This window comes from Ruegeria sp. G5 (genome assembly GCF_056533365.1).
Genome location: NZ_JBQFOK010000002.1, coordinates 548,860 through 568,307 on the forward strand (window position 1 = coordinate 548,860; position 19,448 = coordinate 568,307).

Sequence of the window (19,448 nt, forward strand, 5' to 3'; positions counted from 1 at the left end):
GTACTAGGTATTCCCTTTCAAACCCCGGTGATTAGGCTGGCCCGCACTGAAAACGACTGCCCCGGCAACGGCCGGGGGTTTTGATATGTAGGGGAGGAACACTCATATGGATCGTCGTTCATTTCTGAAAACATCCGCTCTGGGCGGCTCGGCAGCTGCAGCCACCACGCTGGCAGCACCGGCTTACGCACAGGGTAAACGCACCCTGACCATGGTGACATCGTGGGGTCGCGGCTTGGCGGGTGTTTTCGACGCCGCTCAGCGTAGCGCCGACAGCATCACTGCAATGTCGGATGGCGACCTGACGGTTGAAATCAAAGCCGCAGGCGAGCTGGTTGGCGCGTTCGAGGTGTTTGACGCGGTATCGTCCGGTCAGGCCGACATGTACCACGCGGCAGACTACTACTTTGTGGGTCAGCACCCGGGCTACGCATTCTTCACCGCTGTTCCGTTCGGCATGACCGCGCAGGAACTGGTGAACTGGTACTACCATGATGGTGGTATGGAGCTGCATGACGAGCTGGGCTCGATCTTCGGCCTGAAGTCTTTCCTCGCTGGTAACACCGGCGCACAGGCAGGCGGCTGGTACGCGAAAGAGATCAACGGCCCCGAGGACTTCCAAGGTCTGAAGTTCCGTATGCCGGGTCTGGGTGGTCAGGCGCTGGGTAAACTCGGCGCGTCCGTTCAGAACATTCCGGGTTCGGAAGTGTATCAGGCGCTGTCGTCTGGCGCGATCGACGGAACCGAGTGGATCGGTCCGTGGGCCGACGAAAAAGCCGGTTTCCAGGAAATCACCAAAACCTACTACACTGCGGGCTTCCATGAGCCGGGTGCGGGTCTGTCGCTGGCCACCAACCGTGACGTATTCGACGAACTGACACCTGCACAGCAGAAGATCATCGAGATCGCAGCGGCCGAGGCGCACCAGTGGAACCTGGCGCAGTTCCTGGCCAACAACGGTGCTGCCCTGCAGCGTCTGCAGTCCGGCGGCGTGAAGGTTCTGGAATTCCCGGACAGCGTTTGGGATGCCTTTGGTAAGGCCAGCCAAGAAGTTCTGGACGAAAACATGGGCGACGAGCTGTTCAAGAAGATCCACGACAGCGCAATGTCGTCGATGGCCGCTTCTTCCGCTTGGCAGAACCTGTCGTCGAACGCCTACACAACCCAGCGCGACCGCGTACGCGGCTAAGCAGCGGTTCAATGCTCAAACGGTTTCCCCGCCCTGTGCGGGGAGGCCTTTCCCTTTGCACAAGCGTGGCCTGGACACGCCAAGAAAAAGCTGCTGTGCAACTGAAGCTACCCTGGGGACAACATGCAGGACGATAACGGTATCTCGTTCTTCGGCGCCCTGTGGAATGGGCTGATATGGTTCATTCAGAACATTGCCGAAGCCTTCTACAATTTCGGATATGCCATCACGCATCCGCAGCTCTGGCTGAACTGGTCGGACAAAGAAGCCATCATGCGCTTTGTCTACTATGGCGGTTCGGTCGAGTTTTTCTTTGTGGTCTTCACACTGTTCCTCGTTCTGACAGGGTTCGGATTGTACTATCGGAACTTCATGTGGGGCATGGTCCGCGTCCTTGAAGGGTTTGCGAACACGACTGGACGGTTCTTTGCATGGGCTGGTTTGTTGATGGTGATCCAACAGATCATCATCGTTTTCATGCAGCGCGTCTTTACACGCCCTGACATGGCATTTGGGTTCGGTATCCCATTCCAAATGGACATCAGCTGGTTTGCAGAAGAGCTGAAGCTTTACAATGCGATGGTCGTCTGCCTGTGCTGCACCTACACATTTGTGCAGGGTGGGCACGTGCGCGTTGACCTGATTTATGCGGGTATTAGCCACCGCGCGAAACGTGTCGTGGACATGTGCGGTGCCGTATTGTTCATGATGCCGATGGCTGTGCTGACCTGGATGTACGGCTGGTATTTCATGTGGCGTCACCTGATCGTGCCGAAACCCTCAGCGAGTGACACGCTGGATCGCCTGGTGGCCAAATCCCGCGCGCTGCGCTGGAACGTGGAAACCATCGGGTTCAGCCCCAACGGATTCAACGCCTACTTCCTGTTCAAAATTCTGCTGGTTGCTTTTGCTGCCATGGTGTTCCTGCACGCTATTGCGTTCCTGTACCGCTCGTACCTGGAATACACGGAAGGACCGGACAGCGTTGGAAAATACCTCGACAAGGACAGCCTTGGCGAGGGTGAAGAAGCCTACGAAGGCGCACATTAGGGACGGAGACCCAGACTATGTTATTCGGACTTGATGGCGTCGAGATAGGCCTCATTATCGTATTCTTCTGCCTTTTCGGGGGCATCCTTTCGGGCTTTCCGGTGGCCTTCGCTATCGGTGGCGCAGGGGTAATCTCTTTCGGGATTATCGCCGCGCTGGACAGCGCAGGATTGCTGATCCACCAGGCGATTGACACTAGTTCGCAGGCCTACCAAGACCTTGTGAACTCTGGGGTTAAACCTGACTCGGTTTCGGTTTTCCGCTTTCCGGACTTACCAAGGATAGCCGAGCCGGTCTTTGTGCAGGGGTGGGAAACCGCGCTGGATCGCAACGTCTCGTTCATCGTGAACCGTATGAATGAACGGGTATTGGCGGGTCAGTCGATCGAAACCCTTCTGGCTGTGCTGATGTTCGTGTTGATGGGCATCACGCTGGAACGCTCAAAAATCGCGAACGATCTGTTGACCACAATGGCGCGCGTCTTTGGCCCGTTGCCGGGTGGCTTGGCTGTATCGATCGTTGTCGTGGGCGCATTCCTTGCCGCTTCGACCGGTATCGTGGGTGCGACCGTGGTAACGATGGGCCTGCTGGCACTGCCGACCATGCTGCGAAACAACTACTCGCCGGAATTGGCGACGGGTGTGATCGCGGCTTCGGGGACGCTGGGTCAGATCATTCCACCTTCGATCGTGATCGTTCTGCTGGGGACGCTGGCCGGCGATCTGTACTCAACCGCGCAGGAATCACGCGCCGTTGAGGCCGGATGTACCGATGCGCTGACCTATCTGGGCGAGCCCGCCGTGGTTTCGGTTGGCACATTGTTCCAGGCGGCGCTGCTGCCGGGGATCATGCTGGCCTTGCTATACGCGCTGTATGCCTTTGGTTACGCGCTGCTGAATCCGGAAAAGGCACCCGCCGTTGAGATTTCTGGCGGCAGCGGAGAGCCAATCACCCGCTCCGAAGGTTTGACCTGGCTGTTGGGTGCACCGGTTGCGCTGATCGTTGGCACTGTTCTTCTCAGCAGTGCGGGTGTGATCGGTAGCCAGAACACCACCGTTTCGGCATTCTCTGACATCGGGCAGGGCGCATCGCTGCGCACCAATGTGTCCGAAGAGTGCAAGATCTCGATGATCGAGCTGCACGGTCAATCCGCGTGGGATCAAGCCGTCGCCGAGCAGGAAGAAATCGACGCAGCAGGGGGAACTACCGAGTCCACCCGGTTGACCGACGAAGAACTGGCTGCTGCCAAAGAGGCAAAGATTGCAGCCGCGGCTCCGATCGGTACGGGTGTTGCGGTCATGGTCCTGCTTCTGGGTCTGACGCTGGTCATGGGTCGGGGTATCGCGCCGTCCAAGCCGACGCAGCCGCTGATTGTTGGGGCAATCGGTCTTCTGTTGATGCTGTTGGTCGACGTCGTCCTGATCTCGCCCGTCACTTCATCAGGTGCGACCTTTATCATGCTGGCGGTTCCGTTTGCTTTGGCAATCTACGGGTGTAAGGAAGCGGCGGCGCGTTGCGCGACAAACGATCTGATCCGAGTGGTCTTCCCACCGCTGGTCCTGATCATTGCGGTTTTGGGATCCATCCTTGGTGGTGTTACCAACCCGACCCCTGCGGCCGCGTTGGGCGCGGGCGGCGCGATCATGCTGGCCGCCTATCGCAAGCTTCAGGATCAGGGCCGGTCCGGCAAGGTGATCATCTGGGCAACACTTGCGGTGATCATTGCCCTACTGATGGGGGTCAACTTTGACCTGCGGATCAATCAGGGTAGTGCCACGGCTGAAACCTGGATCGCCTTTATCATCGCATACGGCGCATATCTGTTTGCCCTGTTCGGTTTGCTCTACGGATGCTGGATCCTGTTTGCGAGCGGTGTTCTGACACCGGTCGTGCGCGAGACGGCCAAAGTGACCTCGATGGTGTTTACCATTCTGATCGGGTCGCAGTTGCTCAACCTCGTGGTGATCTCGTTCGGCGGGGAGCACTATATCCAGCAGTTTCTGCGTAGTTTCGACAACGAATTCACGGTCTTCCTGATCGTGATGCTGGTGTTGTTCATTCTGGGCTTTGTGCTGGATTTCCTTGAGATCATCTACATCGTGATCCCAATCGTGGGTCCGGTGATTTACGGCGGGTCATTCGATCCGAAATGGGTCACGATCATGGTTGCGGTGAACCTGCAGACGTCGTTCCTGACGCCACCCTTTGGGTTTGCTTTGTTCTATCTCAGGGGTGTTGCCCCGAAAGAGGTCACGACGGGCCATATCTACCGCGGGATCATACCGTTCGTTTTGATCCAGGTGGTGGGGATCGCGATCCTTTGGTTCTTCCCGTCCATCGTCACCATCGTTCCGGATTTGATCCCGAACTGATCTGGCGGAAATAGAAACGCGAAACCGGAGGCCCTGTTGGCCTCCGGTTTTTTGTTTTCAGCTTTGTGCTTTTGCATGCGTCAACTCTGCAAAGCTGGTCTCTGTCTCGTGGTCTATTTCCAAAGACTGCGATGTCATGGTGCCAGCTTCGGGGTCGTTGAATACAGCGCGGTCCAGTTTGCCGACCTTTTGCGCAACGACGGTGGTGACCACGGCGTCGCCTGTAATGTTAACGACCGTCCGCATCATGTCGATGATCCGGTCCACAGCCAGGATGATCGCAATCCCGTCCAGAGGCATGCCCAGCTGGTTCAGGACCATGGCGAGCATGACGATACCGACACCTGGCACTCCGGCGGTCCCGATCGAGGCAAGAACCGAGATCGAGATGATGGTCATGTAACCACCAATACCAAGGTCGATCCCATAGGCGTTTGCCAGGAACACCGTGGCGACACCGTGCATGATTGCCGTGCCGTCCATGTTGATCGTTGCGCCCAGCGGAATGCCGAAGGACGCGACCGAGCGATCAACGCCCACACGCTGGGTCACGCACTGCATGCTTGCAGGGATCGTCGCGTTCGAGCTTGAGGTCGAGAACGCAAAGACCTGTGCCGAACGCATCTTACGCAGGAACTCGCGTGGGCTGAGGCCGGTGAAGACATATAGCAAGACCATCAGTGTCACACACAGGTGGAACACCAATGTCAGCGTGATCGTCGTCAGATATCCCATGACCGGAGCAAATAGGCTGAAACCCTCCATCGCAAAGGTCTTGGCGATCAGGCAGAAAACGCCGATTGGGGCGAACGCCATCACAATTCCAACGATCTTCATCGCCAGATCATTCACGAAGGTGCAACCCTCTACAAAGCTCTTGGCGCGGCTGCCCATCATCAAAACAGCAATACCGACAACGATCACATAGAAAATGATCTGCAGCATTTCCCCATTGGCCAAAGCCTGAACGGGGTTCTTTGGAATGATGTTAGCCAGAATTTGCCATGCCGTTTCTTGCGACGCGACAGAAACGCCCTGATCTGCAAGGTGCATCCCGGTAAAGCCAATGCCCGGATTGATCAGGTTGGCAAAGACCAACGCCGTCATCACAGCCAGCGCGGTGGTGGCCAGGTACGTCACAAATGTCAGGCCGCCAACGCGCCCAAGAATTTTGATGTCGCCTATGCCGACAACGCCACACAAAAGTGAAAACACCACCAGTGGAACGACCAGCATTTGAAGGGCGTTCAGGAACATTTGCCCGATCATCGTGAACAAACCGTTGACCAGCGTGTCCTGCAGGACCGGAACATGCCAATAGTTTAGGGCCAATCCCAGAATGGACCCCAACGCCAATGCTGTCAGGATCTGAGTTGTAAGGTTTGCTGAAACCAGTTTACGCAACATATGTGTCATTTAACTTCCTCTTCCCAAACCCCGAACAGCAGGTCACGTGCCTGCCGCCAGAACTGCAAAGTCAGTGAGGCCCAGAGAGGCGGGCCAGCTAAATGTGCGGATTTGCACGGGGGTTGAAATTAGGTGGTGACGTTAGGGCAAGTTTCAACTGCCCAGAGAATAGGCGAAACATTAAGTTTGCTTAATTTTCGCGCAGAAGGCTGGGATATGGCCGCTGCAGCCCTTTCAAAAACTACCCTATGGGCCTTCTTGGCTGCGGAATTCAATGAGGTCCCAGCGGTTCCCAAAAGGGTCCTGCCAAACGGCGACTTTGCCGTATACTTCGTTTCGTGGCTGTTCTTCGAAATGAACGCCATTGGTTCGCATCTGGGCATAGTCGCGATCGAAGTTATCTGTTTCCAAAAAGAACCCAACGCGTCCGCCCGTTTGATTGCCGATAGCAGTGCGTTGGCTGGGTCCGTCCGCTTTCGCCAAGAGTAAGGTGCCGCCTTCAGACCCCGGCGGTGCAACGCGCACCCACCGTTTGCCGTGACCCAAGTCGATATCTTGGAGCAGGGTAAAATTCAGCTTTTCGGTAAAGAAAGAAATTGCCTCGTCATAGTTCGGCACGACCAGAGTCACCGCATGAAGCGATTGCCGCATGGGCTGTCAGCCTTTGGTCGGGTGGCGATCGGGCAGTTGAATATTCGCCACCTGCTCTGCGATCGGTGCGGTCGACAAAGGATGGTGGCTGGAGTCTGTCAAATCAGATGGATCGCCCACGCGCACCCATTTACCGCGAATATAGGCCTCGAGCCCCGAGAAGCGGGCTTTGTATCCCATTTTCGGGCTGCCGGGCACCCAATAGCCAAGGTAAACATAGGGCAGGCCCGCCTCGCGCGCGATGTCGATATGATCGAGGATCATATAGGTCCCCAAAGAGCTTTGTGGCTGCTGCGGATCGTAAAACGAGTAGACCATGCTGAGGCCGTCATCCAAGACATCGGTCAGGCTGACGGCGATCAGATTGTCGGTTTCAGGATCGGCATATTCGACAACCCGGCTGCGGATCGGGGTTTCCTCGATCATGGCGGCAAATTCGAACACATCCATGTCTGCCATCCCACCGTCAGCGTGACGCGTATCAAGGTACCGGCGGAACAGCTCATATTGCTCGTCCGTCGCCCAAGGTGAGTTGGCTTTGCGCTGCAGATAGGCGTTCTTTTTCGCCGCCCGCTTCTGGCTTTTGCTAGGGGTAAAAGCCGATACGTCGATACGCGCCGAAAGACAGGCCGCGCAATCCGCGCATGACGGTCGATACAGGACATTCTGAGATCGGCGAAACCCTTGTTGAGACAAGGAGTTATTGAGTTGATCTGCGCCTTCGCCCTGAAGGGCTGTAAATAGTTTACGCTCCATCCTGCCCTCAAGATATGGGCAAGGCTGTGGTGCCGTCACATAGAATTGTGGCGCGATAGGCAGCGTGTGTCGCATGAACGTCCTGTGTTTCCTGGACCGGATGATAACAACCGATCCCGGAGCCGCCAAGTGATTCAAGGGGCTTGCTTTATTTTACGCGCGTTGGTTGATCATCACTGTTCCCAGGAAGGCATCAGTCAGGCCCTGACAACGTGCACTGGTCATCATCATGACGGCCGAAATGACCTGTATCACTATGAAAGTCATGCTGATGAAGTAACCAGCCGTGTGGGCCACCGCTTTCCCAAGATCCATACGCGCGCCGAATGAATCGCGTAGTTCAATCCCCATAAAGCGCATGCCCAAAGTTGCCGAACCATTTGAAATAGTGACAACGCGGTAGACGAAACTGACGACCGCATAGATAAACGGCAGAAAGAAAAGCGCTGTACCCAGTGTCAGGAAGACGGGCACGATGCATAGCAACGAGATCAGGGCGATATCAAACAGCCAAGCGACAAATCGTTTGGTGGCCACCGACTGATAAAACTCAGGCTGGCGGTCGGGATCGGGCAGGTGGGTCATTCAACTATTTCCGGCTGGTTATTCAAGTTACCCTGTCCCGAAACGCGGGGCAGGGCAAGTTTGCATCAGGCGCGATCGTCACTTTCCGCATCGTCGGTGTTTTCGCGTGCGCGTTCGTCCATGAACTGGTCGAACTCGGCCTTATCCTTGGCCTCGCGGAGGCGATGCAGGAACGCTTCAAAGTCTTTCTGTTCGCGTTCAAGGCGGGCCAACGTATCGGCCTTATAGGCATCAAACGCGCTGTTGCCCGAAGGTTTCATCGCGCTCATGTGGCTGTGCCAAGTTTTGCGGCGGCTGCAGGATTTGTTGAACATGCGTTTGCTCCAGATCATATATGCCAGAAGGGCAAGGCCGACAGGCCAGAAGAGGATAAATCCAAGGATCATGGCCGCGATCCATGCCCCTTTGCCCTTGCCGTCAAGCCAGGATTCGGCGCGGTAAAGCCATCCCGGATTTTCAGGGACGGCGTGGTTGGTCAGTGCGGTCATGTTCGTTCTCCGGGTTGATGTAAATCGTTTTCACATTCAATAGATGGTAGCTGCTGCGGGTGTTGCAAGAGGCAAATGTGAAAAACTTTTACATTGGAAGAGATGGGACAGCTAAGACCCTTGGAACGACCGCACTTTCTACTTGTGCAGGCCATTGAAATCAGGCCATCTCTGAACAGTATGTCGCTGGAGGGTACATGCCTGACGCTCTTGTCATTCGCAGAATGCCGCGCCCGTTTGATCGGTCTTTGGGCGATGAAACGCGCGCCTTGGTGCCCGTAGCGACACCAGAACAAGGCGAATTGATTGCCGGTACTGCAGGATCCAGCCCATACCTTAAAGGTCTGATGGATCGGGAAAAGGATTGGCTGACGCAGGCCATGCAACAGCCTGATCAGGCCTTGGCCGAGGTTATGTTGGCGGTGAAGGAACTGCCTTCGGACCAATTAAAACCGGGTTTGCGTCAGGCAAAGCGACGGGTTGCCTTGTTGACAGCGCTTGCAGACCTTGCTGGTGCGTGGCCGTTGGAAAAAGTGACTGCCGCGCTGACTGACTTTGGCGCTTTGGCGGTGGATGTGGCCGCGAAGGCCGAAATTTCTGCTTTGATCCGCCGTGGCAAGTTGCCGGGAATGGCCGAGGGTGATGTCGAAACCGCCGCCGGCCTGATAGTTCTTGCGATGGGTAAGATGGGTGCCCACGAGCTGAACTATAGCTCAGACATTGATCTGATCGTGCTGTTCGACGAAACGCGTTTTGAGCCGGATGATTTTTACGATGCCCGTCACGGAATGGTGCGCGCGACACGCAACTTTTGCGCGACGCTCAGCGACAAGACGGCAGACGGATATGTATTTCGCACCGACCTGCGTCTGCGCCCGGACCCCGGAGTGACGCCGGTCTGCATAGCGACCGAGGCTGCGGAACGTTACTATGAAAGCTTGGGCCGTACATGGGAACGCGCCGCTTATATCAAGGCACGTCCCTGCGCAGGGGATATCCAAGCAGGGCTGCGGTTTTTAGAAACACTGCGCCCCTTTGTCTGGCGACGTCATTTGGATTTTGCGGCGATACAGGACGCCCACGACATGCGGCTGCGTATCCGCGAGAACAAAGGGACCGGGGGCACCCTGACCATCCCGGGGCACGACATGAAGCTGGGGCAGGGCGGCATACGCGAGATCGAGTTTTTCACCCAGACCCGTCAATTGATCGCGGGCGGACGCGATCCTGATCTTCGCGTGCGCGGAACGGTTGAAGGGCTTGCGGCGCTGGCGGCCAAGGAATGGGTACCGCAAGATGTGGCCGAGAAGTTGACTGGCCATTACCGTGCGCACCGCGAAGTCGAGCATCGCATCCAGATGGTCCATGACGCCCAAACCCACAAAGTCCCCAAAACACCCGACGGGATCGAACGCGTGGCTTGCCTCATGGGGATCGACAGCGCCGAGCTGACGGCTGATCTGACACAACGCCTGACCGAGGTGCATGAGTTGACCGAGGGGTTCTTTGCCCCGGGCGGTGCAACGGTCGCGTCTCCGCCACCTGTCACATTCGATCAGGGCGTTATGGCACGCTGGCCAGCGTATCCCGCGCTCAGGTCGCAGCGGGGCGCGCGGATTTTTGAGCGCCTGAAGCCCGAATTGTTGTCTCGGTTGGCGAAGACCGCAAAACCTGACGAGGCCTTGTTGGCGCTGGATGGGTTTCTTTCGGGCCTACCGGCTGGGGTGCAACTATTCTCGCTGTTCGAAGCCAACCCTCACCTGATCGATCTTTTGGTTGATATCGTCGGCACGTCGCATGCGCTGGCGGCCTATCTGTCGCGCAACGCATCTGTGTTTGACGCCGTGATCGGTGGCAGCTTTTTTGATGATTGGCCCGGGCGGGCAACTCTGCAAGCTGACCTGCAACAAGCACTGGCCGAAGAATCCGACTATGAAAGGCAGCTCGATTTGGCGCGGCGTTGGTGCAAGGAATGGCATTTTCGTGTCGGCGTGCACCATTTGCGCGGCCTGATCGACGGGGCCGAGGCAGGACGGCAATATGCCGATCTGGCCGGCGCCGTAATTGCCGCGATCCTGCCTTGCGTTGCGACACAATTCGCCACGAAGCACGGGCCGCCCCCGGGGCGGGGCGCTGCTGTTCTTGGGATGGGCTCGCTAGGAGCGGGGCAGATAAACTCTCAATCTGATCTGGACATGATCGTCATTTATGACCCAAAGGATCAGGAGATGTCGGAGGGGCCGCGTCCACTGGCCACGCGGACCTACTACGCGCGTTTCACACAGGCATTGATAACCGCGCTGTCTGCTCCGATGTCACAAGGCAAGCTTTACGAGGTCGATATGCGCTTGCGCCCTTCGGGTAACCAGGGGCCGGTCGCCACCAGTTGGGCAAGCTTCAAAAACTACCAGCAAGAAGAGGCATGGGTATGGGAACACCTTGCCCTGACACGCGCGCATGTTGTGGCTGGGGACGATGGCCTTGCAGATGATATCGAAGCTTTTCGCGTTGACTTGCTGTCGCAACCGCGTGACCGCGCCCATGTTCTGCGCGAAGTGGCCGAGATGCGAGGCCGCCTGGCCGCTGCAAAGTCACCTGCGGGTATCTGGGATGCCAAAAACGGCGCGGGTCGCCTAATGGATATCGAGCTTATGGCCGAGACTGGCGCGTTGTTGTCGGGCGTGGCAGAACGTGACGTGCACACCGGTTTAGAAGCTGCGGTCGCTGCTGATCTATTGGATGTCGCACAGGCGCAGACGCTGAAACAGTGCTACGACTTATGCTGGTCGGTACAATGCGCGGCACGGCTGCTGTCTGGCAAGGTGATTGAGGCCGACAAAATTGGCGAAGGCGGCGCTGGATTCCTGTGTCGAGCGACAGGGTTTGAGCAGGTCGAACAACTTCAGGCCGCGCTTCAGGAAAGCTACGACACCGCCGCCGAGATCATCGGCCGCGTGATTACGGAGGATGACGATGGCGCGCAGTGACGATCCGAATGATCACAAGGGCCTGATCCACGAGGCGTACCGCATCGATGGGATAACTTTGCCTGAATGCCGCAGCATCTTCCTAGATTGGGCGTTGAGCCTGCCAGCAGATCGCGATCAAGCGCAGGCACTAAGCGATTTGCACGAGAAATTTGTGGCACACGCGGCAGAGCATCCCATGACGCAAGTATTGGCCGAGGGTCTGCAGGCTGCAAAAGCTCCGAAACGACGGGGTGGCTGGCGGTCTCGACCGCGCTAGGGCTTTTCCCTCGGACGGTTCGCCTCTATGAGGGCGTCATGACCCTATCCGCCGATCGCCCCCGTATTCGCCTGAAACCCAAAGCCAACGCGCGCGGCGTGCGCCACGGCTTCCCTTGGGTCTACGCAAATGACATCGTCACGGATCGTCGAACGCGCAAAATACCAGCAGGAACTCTGGCGGTGTTAGAAGACGACAAGCGGTCACCTATCGCTTTGGTCGCGGTAAACCCCGAATCCAAAATTATGTGCCGTGTACTGGATCGCGACCTTGACGCAACCTTGGATGCTCAATGGTTCCAAACGCGATTGCAGCGCGCCCTTGAGCTGCGCGAACGTTTGTTTGACGCACCATATTACCGCCTTGTTCACGCCGAGGCAGACGGTTTCCCGGGTGTTATCATCGACCGGTTCGGCGATGCTTGTGTAATCCAACCCAATGCAGCCTGGGCCGAAGCGCATCTTGAGGTCCTCGCCGATGCGCTGGTCGCAGTGACCGGGGTCTCGACAGTCCTTAAAAACGCGTCGGGCAGGACACGTGGGCTGGAAGGGTTAGATGATGTGAACCTCACGTTGCGCGGCGCGGCACCAGATGCTCCTCTGCCGGTTCCCATGAATGGTGCGACCTATATGGCGGACCTGACGGGTGGGCAAAAAACCGGCCTGTTTTATGATCAGCGCCCGAACCATGCTTTCGCCGCCGGTTTGGTGAAACCCGGGGCTAAAGTGTTAGATGTTTTCAGTCATGTCGGGGGATTTGGATTGGCCATGCTGGCGGGCGGAGCAGGGCAGGCGCTGTCGGTCGATGGATCATCTGCGGCTTTGGATTTGGCCATGCAAGGGGCTAAGGCGTCCGGATGTGCCGACAGATTTAAAACCCGGCAAGGCGATGCGTTCGACGTACTCGCGCAGTTGAACGAAGAAGGCGCACGATTTGACGTTGTAATCTGCGATCCACCTGCTTTCGCACCCTCAAAACAGGCGCTGGACGCAGGTCTGCGCGCATATGAGCGCGTGGCAAGGCTGGCGACGCCATTGGTCAAACCGGGCGGTTACCTGGGTCTGTGCTCTTGCTCTCATGCTGCTGATCTTGGGCGGTTTCGCGATGCCTCGTCTCGCGGCATCGGCCGGGCGGGGCGGTCGGCGCAGCTGATCCATACGGGCTTTGCCGGGCCTGACCACCCACAGCTGCCTCAACTCGCTGAAAGCGGCTATCTGAAATCTGTGTTTTTTCGGCTGTGAAGGCGGTTCTGGACACCTGCGTCATCTATCCAACGGTGATGCGAGAGATGTTGCTGGGCGCAGCCCGGTTGGGCCATTTCACACCGATCTGGTCCGCGCGCATCCTCGAAGAATGGGCGCGCGCAGCCCGCAAGCTCGGCCCAACGGGCGAAGCTCAGGCCCGCGCAGAGATCGCCTTGACTCAGGCCGGCTGGTCACAAGCCGAGCATGTGACCAGACCCGGCGTCGAACAACGCCTTTGGCTACCCGACAGTGCTGATATTCACGTCTTGGCGACGGCTGTTTCCGCGTCAGCTGATGTTATCGTAACCGTCAATGCCAAAGACTTTCCGCGTAACCTCCTTGCCGAAGAGGGCCTCCAACGCTGCGACCCCGACGGCCTTCTGCGCGGTTTTTGGCGCGATGACGCCGTAGGCATAGCAGGTGTCGCGAACCAAGTGTTGGAACAAGCCAACCGTCTATCAGGTGATCAATGGACCCTTCGCGCGTTGATGAAAAAAGCGCGTCTGCCGCGCCTTGGCAAAGCGCTTGCCATTCAAGACTGATCCGCTCTTCATCTGGCTATAAATATCCCGGGGAGCGCGAGGGGCTGGCCCCTCGCTGCCCGACCTATCCGCCTGCACCCCAGCGCCGCTCAAGCGCCTCCAGCGCAGCAACGCGCTCATCGGTCTTGGGATGGCTCATCAACCACGCGGGCGTTACCCCGGCACGTTGCTGAGTTAACTCTTCCAGTTTGTGAAACAGCGATTTTTGCGGCCCGATTCCGATCCCTGCCTTTGTCAAAAGCGCGGCAGCATATTCATCGGCCTCGTATTCATCGCCGCGCGACAGACGTGACGCTAGAAGGTGGGTCAAAATATTCGCGATCCAGGCACCTATGAAGGGAATGAACCGGTTCAGAAGCATCATCAACGCGGCCCGCAACGCGTTCTGACCTGAAAAATCAATCATGCGACGGCGTGCATGCCCCAATGCCACATGGCCCAATTCATGCGCGATGACACTCGCCATTTCCTCGGCCGATACCTCGCCGTTGCGGAACTTTCGATAGAACCCACGCGTTATAAAAATGCGCCCATCTGGCGCGGCCAGACCGTTCACCGGGTCAATTTCGTAAATATAAACCGGCACCCGCTCAATCTCGAGTGCGGCAGCCAGACGGTCCGTCATGCGTTTCAAGGCCGGATCAGCCAGCTCCGTGGACTTCGCATCCAACTCGCGATGTGTGCGCCAAACAGAGATGCGGTACATGACGACGGCGTAGGCAATTGCCAGCAGGATCGGGGTAAGGCGAAGCATGCCTTAGATATGGGTCCCGACTGCTGTGAGAGCAATAGGAAATGGCCAGTGAAACATGTCCAGCCGATATACTCTCAAATGGTCAACCCGTGGTGAGGTCGTGAAACACTGCGACCGTTAGACTTGCCGCAAGCCATTCAGCGCCATAGCATTGATATATGTGGTCTTTTGCCGATATCCGACCGGGTTATAGCCGCGCTGAACGTATCAGCGACGGGGTCGTTCACATTATCGGTTTGTCTGCAGCGATTATCGCTGTGCCTGTTCTTATCGTGCTTACGGCGGAATACCGGACTGAACCTCTCGCAGTTTTAGGGGCGTCGGTTTATGGGTTCACGCTCATTTTGATGCTGTCGTTTTCCGCCCTTTACAACATGGTGCAGTCTGACAGATGGGGCGCTTTGCTACAGCGGTTGGATCATTCCGGGATTTATGTCAAAATTGCAGGGACTTACACGCCGTTCATCCTGCTGTCCGGTGTGCCCTCGACAGGTTTGTTAATCGGCTTGTGGTCATCCGCGACGCTCGGCTCGATCTTGAAAATGGTCGACCCGCATCGCTTCAGATGGTTTGGATTGGCGCTTTATGTGCTGATGGGCTGGGCCGCGATTTGGGCAGGTCAATCCTTGTTGGCCGACCTATCCCAACCGGTCGTCGCGTTGATGATCGCGGGGGGCATCGTTTACACTGCCGGTATTGCCTTTTACCTGCTGGACTGCTTGCCGTTCCACAACACGATCTGGCATGTCTTCGTTCTGACCGGCAGCTTGTTGTTCTTCATCGCCGTGTCATTCCGGATTGCGTGGGCACCTGCCTTGCAGGTGTAGCGGGTAGATCCGCTACCGCGTCAATTCCTTCATCCCTTGTTCCAATCCGGCAAGGGTCATCGGGACCATGCGCTCCTCAAAGATTTCACGGATCATGCTGACTGAATGGGTGTATTCCCAATATTTCTCGGGCACCGGATTGATCCATAGGTTCGAAGACCACTGATCGCGTGCCCTTTGCAGCCAGACTTGTCCGGCCTCTGGATTCCAGTGTTCGTTCGCGCCGCCGGGATAGGCAATCTCGTACGGGCTCATGGATGCATCGCCGACAAAGATGCATTTGTAGTCGGGGCCGTAGGTTCGCAGCACCTCATGCGTCGGGGTCTGTTGATCCCAGCGGCGGCGATTGTCACGCCAGACACCCTCGTACAGACAATTGTGGAAATAGAAATATTCCAGATGCTTGAACTCGGTTCGCGCGGCAGAGAAAAGCTCTTCAACCACTTTGATATGCGGATCCATCGAGCCGCCAACATCCAGAAACAGCAGCACTTTTACCGCGTTGTGGCGCTCGGGACGGGTTTTGACATCCAGATAGCCATGCTCTGCCGTGGCGCGGATCGTGCCGTCAAGGTCCAGCTCATCCGCGGCACCCTCGCGCGCCCAGCGGCGCAGTCGTTTCAGTGCGACCTTGATGTTACGTGTACCCAGTTCGACCGTGTCATCAAGGTTCTTGAATTCGCGCTTATCCCAGACCTTCACCGCGCGTTGATGGCGGCTTTCCTTTTGGCCAATCCGCACACCTTCGGGATTGTACCCATATGCACCGAACGGAGACGTTCCGGCAGTGCCGATCCACTTGTTCCCACCCTGATGGCGGCCTTGCTGATCTTTCAGGCGCTCACGCAGGGTATCCATCAACTTGTCGAACCCGCCAAGTGCCTCAATCTCGGCTCTTTCCTCTTCGGACAGGTGTTTTTCGGCCATTTTCGCCAACCACTCGGCTGGGATGTCGACGGCCTCGAGCACTTGGTCAAAGCTGATTTCTTCCAGCCCCTCAAAGCTGGCGGCAAAGGCGCGGTCGAACTTGTCGATATTGCGCTCGTCCTTCACCATCGAAACGCGGGCAAGGTAATAGAACGCCTCGACATCATAGGTCGCTAACCCTTTTTTCATACCCTCCAGAAACGTCAGATACTCGCGCAGCGAGACCGGTATCCCGGCTTTTCGGAGGTTATCGAAAAAGGGCAGAAACATCGTCTAGGTTAGCAGCCGCACAAGGATCAAAGACATAACAAGCCCCACAAGGGCAAAAGCAATTCCGTACCCGGCGGCGTATTGTGCCATGTCGGCCCCGCTGCCATTGCGTTTACGAGCGGTCAGCGTCCCGAGGATCGCCCCCAGTATCGCCATTCCCAGAACCACTACCATGCGTTAACCGCCTCTGTTTTCCGACGGTGCCTCAGCAACATCCTGCATCAGCGACCGGACCACCGTTTCCGAGCCAAACCCGTATCGCGCCCATCCAAGACTGTCCAGCCTGACCGAACGTGCCTGATCTGGTCTACCAGCCTGATTTAGCGCTTCGGATTTCAGCAGCAACAACGTCGCCAACTGTGAGGCGTTTTCGGCCCGGGTCATTACGTCGATGGCCTTGTCCAGCTCTGGCAAGAACTGGGGGCCGCGGTCCTGTGCTAAGGCATATGCGCCCAGCTGGGTGGTTATGTAGGCTTGGTGCACTTCGGTACTTGGCGATGTCCGCAGGTACTGAAGCGCCAGATCATAATGGCGCAGCGCCTCGTCCGGTTTGTCGAACTGTTCCATCCGTCCCATCAGGAAATAGGGGTAGGCGCGGCGATGATCGGTCCATCCTTGTTCCGCTCCGATCCTCGCCGCTGTCTCGGCTGATCTGAGGCGGGTCTGCAAGTTCCGGTTTGGGTTGAGGGACCTCTGAATGGCTCTGATCCATTCTCGTGGGGTTTCGCCGGTTTCCTGCACCGGCCTGCCGACCCCGGACGGGTTCAGGCGGTCGATCACCGAAGGGATAACGGCCTCGACTTGTTCGCGCGTCATACCGCTGCGCAGTTCAGGCGCGTAAGCGGCGCGCAGGATCAGCATATCAAACCCGGTCAGGACGGTGTGGACATTATCATCGTTAAAGACCGAATCCGGAAGGTGATACAGATCGTTCAGCGGGCCCAGAGCCTGCGCGATTTCTTCGTGCAGACAGTCGCGCTTTTCTTGCGGGCTGGCGTCGAATGGAATGAAAATTCCCAGCCTTTCCCTGCTGCGCAACCGCAACCAGCTGCTTTTCTGTTTGCGTCGGTCCCGGCTGTATTCTTCAAAGCTTGAAGAGTTGGGGACAACGAAACAGGCGGCTTGTGGCAGAATATCCTGTATCTGCGCCTGACTGACCGCTTCGATGGTTATGTTTGCGGTGCCGTCCTGAATCTGACGGATGTCGATCCCTGCTTCGCGCTGCAAGCGTCCGATCAGCCTTGTCAGATCGCGCTGCATCGAAGGGGTGATCTGGCCGGTCAACCTTACAGTTATTGGGCCTTCGAACCGTGTAAAGATCGGTAGGGCCGTGCCGCTTTCCAAGGCGAAGTGCAAGGATACGAAGTCTTGGGCAATGTTGGCGTTGGATCGTCCGGGCGGTGTCGGGCGTGACGCCGAAAACGCCTTGGCTGGAGGCAGTATTTCTTCTGAAGCCTTTACACGCGTTGGCGGTTCGGGCGGTGTAACCGTTGTACATCCGGCCAAAGCCAGTCCGAACAAGATCGCGCCTAGCCGCATCATGTGCGTTGGTACCGAATAAAGGGTGTCAGTTTGCCGATACGGTCATACAGCTTGCGGGCCGTGTGATTGAAATCCTGCGTCAACCAATAGACGGACGGTGCGCCTTGTCGATCCGCTTCGTCATATACAGCTTGGATCAAGGCGCGTCCTACGCCGGTGCCGCGCGCCTCGGGGCGGGCAAAGAGGTCTTGCAGGTAACACACGCTTTCGATCTTCCACGCATGACGGTGAAACAGATAATGCGTTAGGCCGACCAGTCGATCGTTTGTTTCGGCGACAAAACACGAAAAGTCATTGGGGTCGTCGCCTAAGAGACGGGCAAATGTGCTGTCATATACTTCATCCGGGACGGTCGTTTCGTAGAATGCCAGATAGTCGTGCCACATATCGGCCCATTCGGCCCTGTCCTCGGGTCGCAGCGCGCGTATGGTTACGGTGTCAGACACTCAGCTGTTCCCATTTGTTCAGGTGGTCCCGCGTTCGGACGCCGGGCGGTCGTTAACCAATGCTGGCATCCGCCCTGCCATATGGCAAGGCCGATCACCGGATGTTCAGCGTTTACTGCGCGCCATAAAGGCCAGACGCTCAAACAGATGCACGTCCTGTTCGTTCTTGAGCAGTGCGCCATGTAGCTTGGGCAGCGCATTCGCACCATCGCGTTTCAGGTCGTCTGCGGTCAGATCTTCGGCCAGCAAAAGTTTCAGCCAGTCCAGCACCTCGGAGGTCGAAGGTTTTTTCTTTAGCCCCTGAGTCTCCCGGATTTCGTAGAACTGAGTCAGCGCCGTGGTCAGCAATGCATCCTTGATGCCGGGGTGGTGGACCTCGACGATGCGGCGCATCGTGGCCTCATCGGGAAAGCGGATATAGTGAAAGAAACAGCGGCGCAGAAAGGCGTCCGGCAGTTCCTTTTCGTTGTTCGAGGTGATGATCACGATGGGACGGTTCTTGGCCTTGATCGTCTCACCAGTTTCGTAAACATGGAACTCCATCTTATCGAGTTCCTGCAGAAGATCGTTGGGAAATTCGATATCTGCCTTGTCGATCTCATCGATCAGCAGCACGACCTTTTCGTCGGCGTCAAACGCCTGCCACAGCTTGCCCTTGCGGATATAGTTCGACACGTCATGCACGCGTTCGTCGCCAAGCTGACTATCGCGAAGACGGCTGACAGCGTCGTATTCATACAGCCCCTGTTGCGCGCGGGTGGTGGATTTCACGTTCCATTCGATCATGGTCAGCCCAAGTGCACCTGCAACTTGTTTCGCCAGCTCGGTTTTGCCGGTTCCGGGCTCACCCTTGACCAACAAAGGGCGTTCCAATGTCACTGCAGCGTTCACGGCGATGGTCAGATCGTCTGTTGCGACATACTCGGCTGTTCCTTGGAAACGTGCGGTCATTGGGTCCTCATGATGTATCGCGCGGCCTGTGCCTTTGGGGTTACAGAGGGGTGAAGATTTTTACAACCCGGGTCGCTGCGTCGCCTGAAACGGAATTGCCCTGCAACTCCAACAGCTTTGCGTGATTCGAGCGCTAACACCTCCTGCGGCATTTTGGGGACTGCCTCAAAAACGCCCGGCAATTTTCACAGAAAAACAAGG

19 protein-coding genes are annotated in these 19,448 nt (G+C 57.0%); 8 read left to right on the top strand and 11 right to left on the bottom strand.

All coding sequences use genetic code 11. The features are described 5' to 3' along the window. Positions 1–106: 106 nt before the first annotated feature. From ACR0BD_RS05815 to ACR0BD_RS05825, 3 genes are all read left to right on the top strand, one after another. Entirely contained in the window at positions 107–1,189 is a 1,083-nt protein-coding gene (locus tag ACR0BD_RS05815) for a TRAP transporter substrate-binding protein (protein ID WP_480829345.1), read from the top strand. Positions 1,190–1,312: 123 nt separating this feature from the next. After that, positions 1,313–2,239 carry a TRAP transporter small permease subunit gene (locus tag ACR0BD_RS05820; RefSeq protein WP_480693951.1) on the top strand — a complete coding sequence of 309 codons (927 nt, stop codon included), beginning with the start codon at positions 1,313–1,315 and terminating at the stop codon, positions 2,237–2,239. Positions 2,240–2,256: 17 nt separating this feature from the next. Beyond that, positions 2,257–4,611: a TRAP transporter large permease gene (locus tag ACR0BD_RS05825; protein WP_480829346.1), complete on the top strand. Its 2,355-nt coding sequence runs from the start codon at positions 2,257–2,259 to the stop codon at positions 4,609–4,611. A gap of 57 nt (positions 4,612–4,668) precedes the next feature. Here ACR0BD_RS05825 and ACR0BD_RS05830 read toward each other — a convergent pair whose 3' ends face one another. The 5 genes from ACR0BD_RS05830 to ACR0BD_RS05850 form a co-directional block, all read right to left on the bottom strand. After that, a complete protein-coding gene (locus ACR0BD_RS05830) occupies positions 4,669–6,027 on the bottom strand; it encodes a dicarboxylate/amino acid:cation symporter (protein WP_480829347.1) in 1,359 nt (452 codons plus the stop codon). Between the two features lie 237 nt (positions 6,028–6,264). Continuing rightward, positions 6,265–6,669, bottom strand: a complete 405-nt coding sequence (locus ACR0BD_RS05835; protein ID WP_480829348.1) for a VOC family protein — start codon at positions 6,667–6,669, stop codon at positions 6,265–6,267. A gap of 6 nt (positions 6,670–6,675) precedes the next feature. Then, a complete protein-coding gene (locus tag ACR0BD_RS05840; protein WP_480693943.1) occupies positions 6,676–7,500 on the bottom strand; it encodes an arginyltransferase in 825 nt (274 codons plus the stop codon). Between the two features lie 78 nt (positions 7,501–7,578). Next, on the bottom strand, positions 7,579–8,010 hold the full coding sequence (locus ACR0BD_RS05845; RefSeq protein ID WP_480829349.1) for an RDD family protein: 432 nt from the start codon (positions 8,008–8,010) through the stop codon (positions 7,579–7,581). Between the two features lie 65 nt (positions 8,011–8,075). After that, entirely contained in the window at positions 8,076–8,498 is a 423-nt protein-coding gene (locus tag ACR0BD_RS05850) for a DUF2852 domain-containing protein (protein ID WP_480829350.1), read from the bottom strand. A 197-nt stretch (positions 8,499–8,695) separates the two neighbouring features. On the opposite strand from ACR0BD_RS05850, the gene ACR0BD_RS05855 reads away from it, so the two are divergent. The 4 genes from ACR0BD_RS05855 to ACR0BD_RS05870 are packed head-to-tail and all read left to right on the top strand — an operon-like array spanning position 8,696 to position 13,530. After that, entirely contained in the window at positions 8,696–11,485 is a 2,790-nt protein-coding gene (locus ACR0BD_RS05855; protein ID WP_480829351.1) for a [protein-PII] uridylyltransferase family protein, read from the top strand. After that, the gene (locus tag ACR0BD_RS05860) at positions 11,472–11,744 is read left to right on the top strand and encodes a hypothetical protein (RefSeq protein WP_480829352.1); all 273 of its coding nucleotides are present in this window, start codon (positions 11,472–11,474) and stop codon (positions 11,742–11,744) included. Before ACR0BD_RS05855 ends, ACR0BD_RS05860 begins: the two co-directional genes overlap by 14 nt. 38 nt (positions 11,745–11,782) lie before the next feature. After that, positions 11,783–12,985: an RSP_2647 family RNA methyltransferase gene (locus ACR0BD_RS05865; protein ID WP_480829354.1), complete on the top strand. Its 1,203-nt coding sequence runs from the start codon at positions 11,783–11,785 to the stop codon at positions 12,983–12,985. Then, entirely contained in the window at positions 12,982–13,530 is a 549-nt protein-coding gene (locus ACR0BD_RS05870; protein WP_480829355.1) for an RSP_2648 family PIN domain-containing protein, read from the top strand. Before ACR0BD_RS05865 ends, ACR0BD_RS05870 begins: the two co-directional genes overlap by 4 nt. Before the next feature lie 64 nt (positions 13,531–13,594). Here the strand turns inward: ACR0BD_RS05870 and ACR0BD_RS05875 are convergent, their stop codons facing one another. Further along, positions 13,595–14,284 carry a M48 family metallopeptidase gene (locus ACR0BD_RS05875; protein ID WP_480829356.1) on the bottom strand — a complete coding sequence of 230 codons (690 nt, stop codon included), beginning with the start codon at positions 14,282–14,284 and terminating at the stop codon, positions 13,595–13,597. A gap of 158 nt (positions 14,285–14,442) precedes the next feature. Between ACR0BD_RS05875 and trhA the strand changes: the two genes are divergently transcribed. Further along, positions 14,443–15,111 carry a PAQR family membrane homeostasis protein TrhA gene (trhA, locus tag ACR0BD_RS05880; protein ID WP_480829357.1) on the top strand — a complete coding sequence of 223 codons (669 nt, stop codon included), beginning with the start codon at positions 14,443–14,445 and terminating at the stop codon, positions 15,109–15,111. Between the two features lie 12 nt (positions 15,112–15,123). On the opposite strand, the gene ACR0BD_RS05885 is transcribed toward trhA, so the two are convergent. The 5 genes from ACR0BD_RS05885 to ACR0BD_RS05905 form a co-directional block, all read right to left on the bottom strand. Then, positions 15,124–16,308 carry a vWA domain-containing protein gene (locus ACR0BD_RS05885; protein ID WP_480829358.1) on the bottom strand — a complete coding sequence of 395 codons (1,185 nt, stop codon included), beginning with the start codon at positions 16,306–16,308 and terminating at the stop codon, positions 15,124–15,126. Between the two features lie 3 nt (positions 16,309–16,311). Continuing rightward, entirely contained in the window at positions 16,312–16,482 is a 171-nt protein-coding gene (locus ACR0BD_RS05890) for a hypothetical protein (RefSeq protein ID WP_480829359.1), read from the bottom strand. Positions 16,483–16,485: 3 nt separating this feature from the next. Continuing rightward, positions 16,486–17,850 carry a DUF2927 domain-containing protein gene (locus tag ACR0BD_RS05895; protein WP_480829360.1) on the bottom strand — a complete coding sequence of 455 codons (1,365 nt, stop codon included), beginning with the start codon at positions 17,848–17,850 and terminating at the stop codon, positions 16,486–16,488. Continuing rightward, positions 17,847–18,296: an N-acetyltransferase family protein gene (locus tag ACR0BD_RS05900; protein WP_480829361.1), complete on the bottom strand. Its 450-nt coding sequence runs from the start codon at positions 18,294–18,296 to the stop codon at positions 17,847–17,849. Before ACR0BD_RS05900 ends, ACR0BD_RS05895 begins: the two co-directional genes overlap by 4 nt. A 105-nt stretch (positions 18,297–18,401) precedes the next feature. Then, complete coding sequence (locus ACR0BD_RS05905) at positions 18,402–19,247, bottom strand: AAA family ATPase (RefSeq protein WP_480829362.1); 846 nt, start codon at positions 19,245–19,247, stop codon at positions 18,402–18,404. Positions 19,248–19,448 lie beyond the last annotated feature (201 nt).

Coding starts and splice junctions, on each gene's coding strand:
- ACR0BD_RS05855 (WP_480829351.1), top strand. CDS start 8,696: ATGCCTGACGCTCTTGTCATTCGCAGAATGCCGCGCCCGTTTGATCGG.
- ACR0BD_RS05835 (WP_480829348.1), bottom strand. CDS start 6,669: ATGCGGCAATCGCTTCATGCGGTGACTCTGGTCGTGCCGAACTATGAC.
- ACR0BD_RS05890 (WP_480829359.1), bottom strand. CDS start 16,482: ATGGTAGTGGTTCTGGGAATGGCGATACTGGGGGCGATCCTCGGGACG.
- ACR0BD_RS05815 (WP_480829345.1), top strand. CDS start 107: ATGGATCGTCGTTCATTTCTGAAAACATCCGCTCTGGGCGGCTCGGCA.
- ACR0BD_RS05825 (WP_480829346.1), top strand. CDS start 2,257: ATGTTATTCGGACTTGATGGCGTCGAGATAGGCCTCATTATCGTATTC.
- ACR0BD_RS05830 (WP_480829347.1), bottom strand. CDS start 6,027: ATGACACATATGTTGCGTAAACTGGTTTCAGCAAACCTTACAACTCAG.
- ACR0BD_RS05905 (WP_480829362.1), bottom strand. CDS start 19,247: ATGACCGCACGTTTCCAAGGAACAGCCGAGTATGTCGCAACAGACGAT.
- ACR0BD_RS05845 (WP_480829349.1), bottom strand. CDS start 8,010: ATGACCCACCTGCCCGATCCCGACCGCCAGCCTGAGTTTTATCAGTCG.
- ACR0BD_RS05885 (WP_480829358.1), bottom strand. CDS start 16,308: ATGTTTCTGCCCTTTTTCGATAACCTCCGAAAAGCCGGGATACCGGTC.
- ACR0BD_RS05850 (WP_480829350.1), bottom strand. CDS start 8,498: ATGACCGCACTGACCAACCACGCCGTCCCTGAAAATCCGGGATGGCTT.
- trhA (WP_480829357.1), top strand. CDS start 14,443: ATGTGGTCTTTTGCCGATATCCGACCGGGTTATAGCCGCGCTGAACGT.
- ACR0BD_RS05860 (WP_480829352.1), top strand. CDS start 11,472: ATGGCGCGCAGTGACGATCCGAATGATCACAAGGGCCTGATCCACGAG.
- ACR0BD_RS05840 (WP_480693943.1), bottom strand. CDS start 7,500: ATGCGACACACGCTGCCTATCGCGCCACAATTCTATGTGACGGCACCA.
- ACR0BD_RS05820 (WP_480693951.1), top strand. CDS start 1,313: ATGCAGGACGATAACGGTATCTCGTTCTTCGGCGCCCTGTGGAATGGG.
- ACR0BD_RS05895 (WP_480829360.1), bottom strand. CDS start 17,850: ATGATGCGGCTAGGCGCGATCTTGTTCGGACTGGCTTTGGCCGGATGT.
- ACR0BD_RS05875 (WP_480829356.1), bottom strand. CDS start 14,284: ATGCTTCGCCTTACCCCGATCCTGCTGGCAATTGCCTACGCCGTCGTC.
- ACR0BD_RS05865 (WP_480829354.1), top strand. CDS start 11,783: ATGACCCTATCCGCCGATCGCCCCCGTATTCGCCTGAAACCCAAAGCC.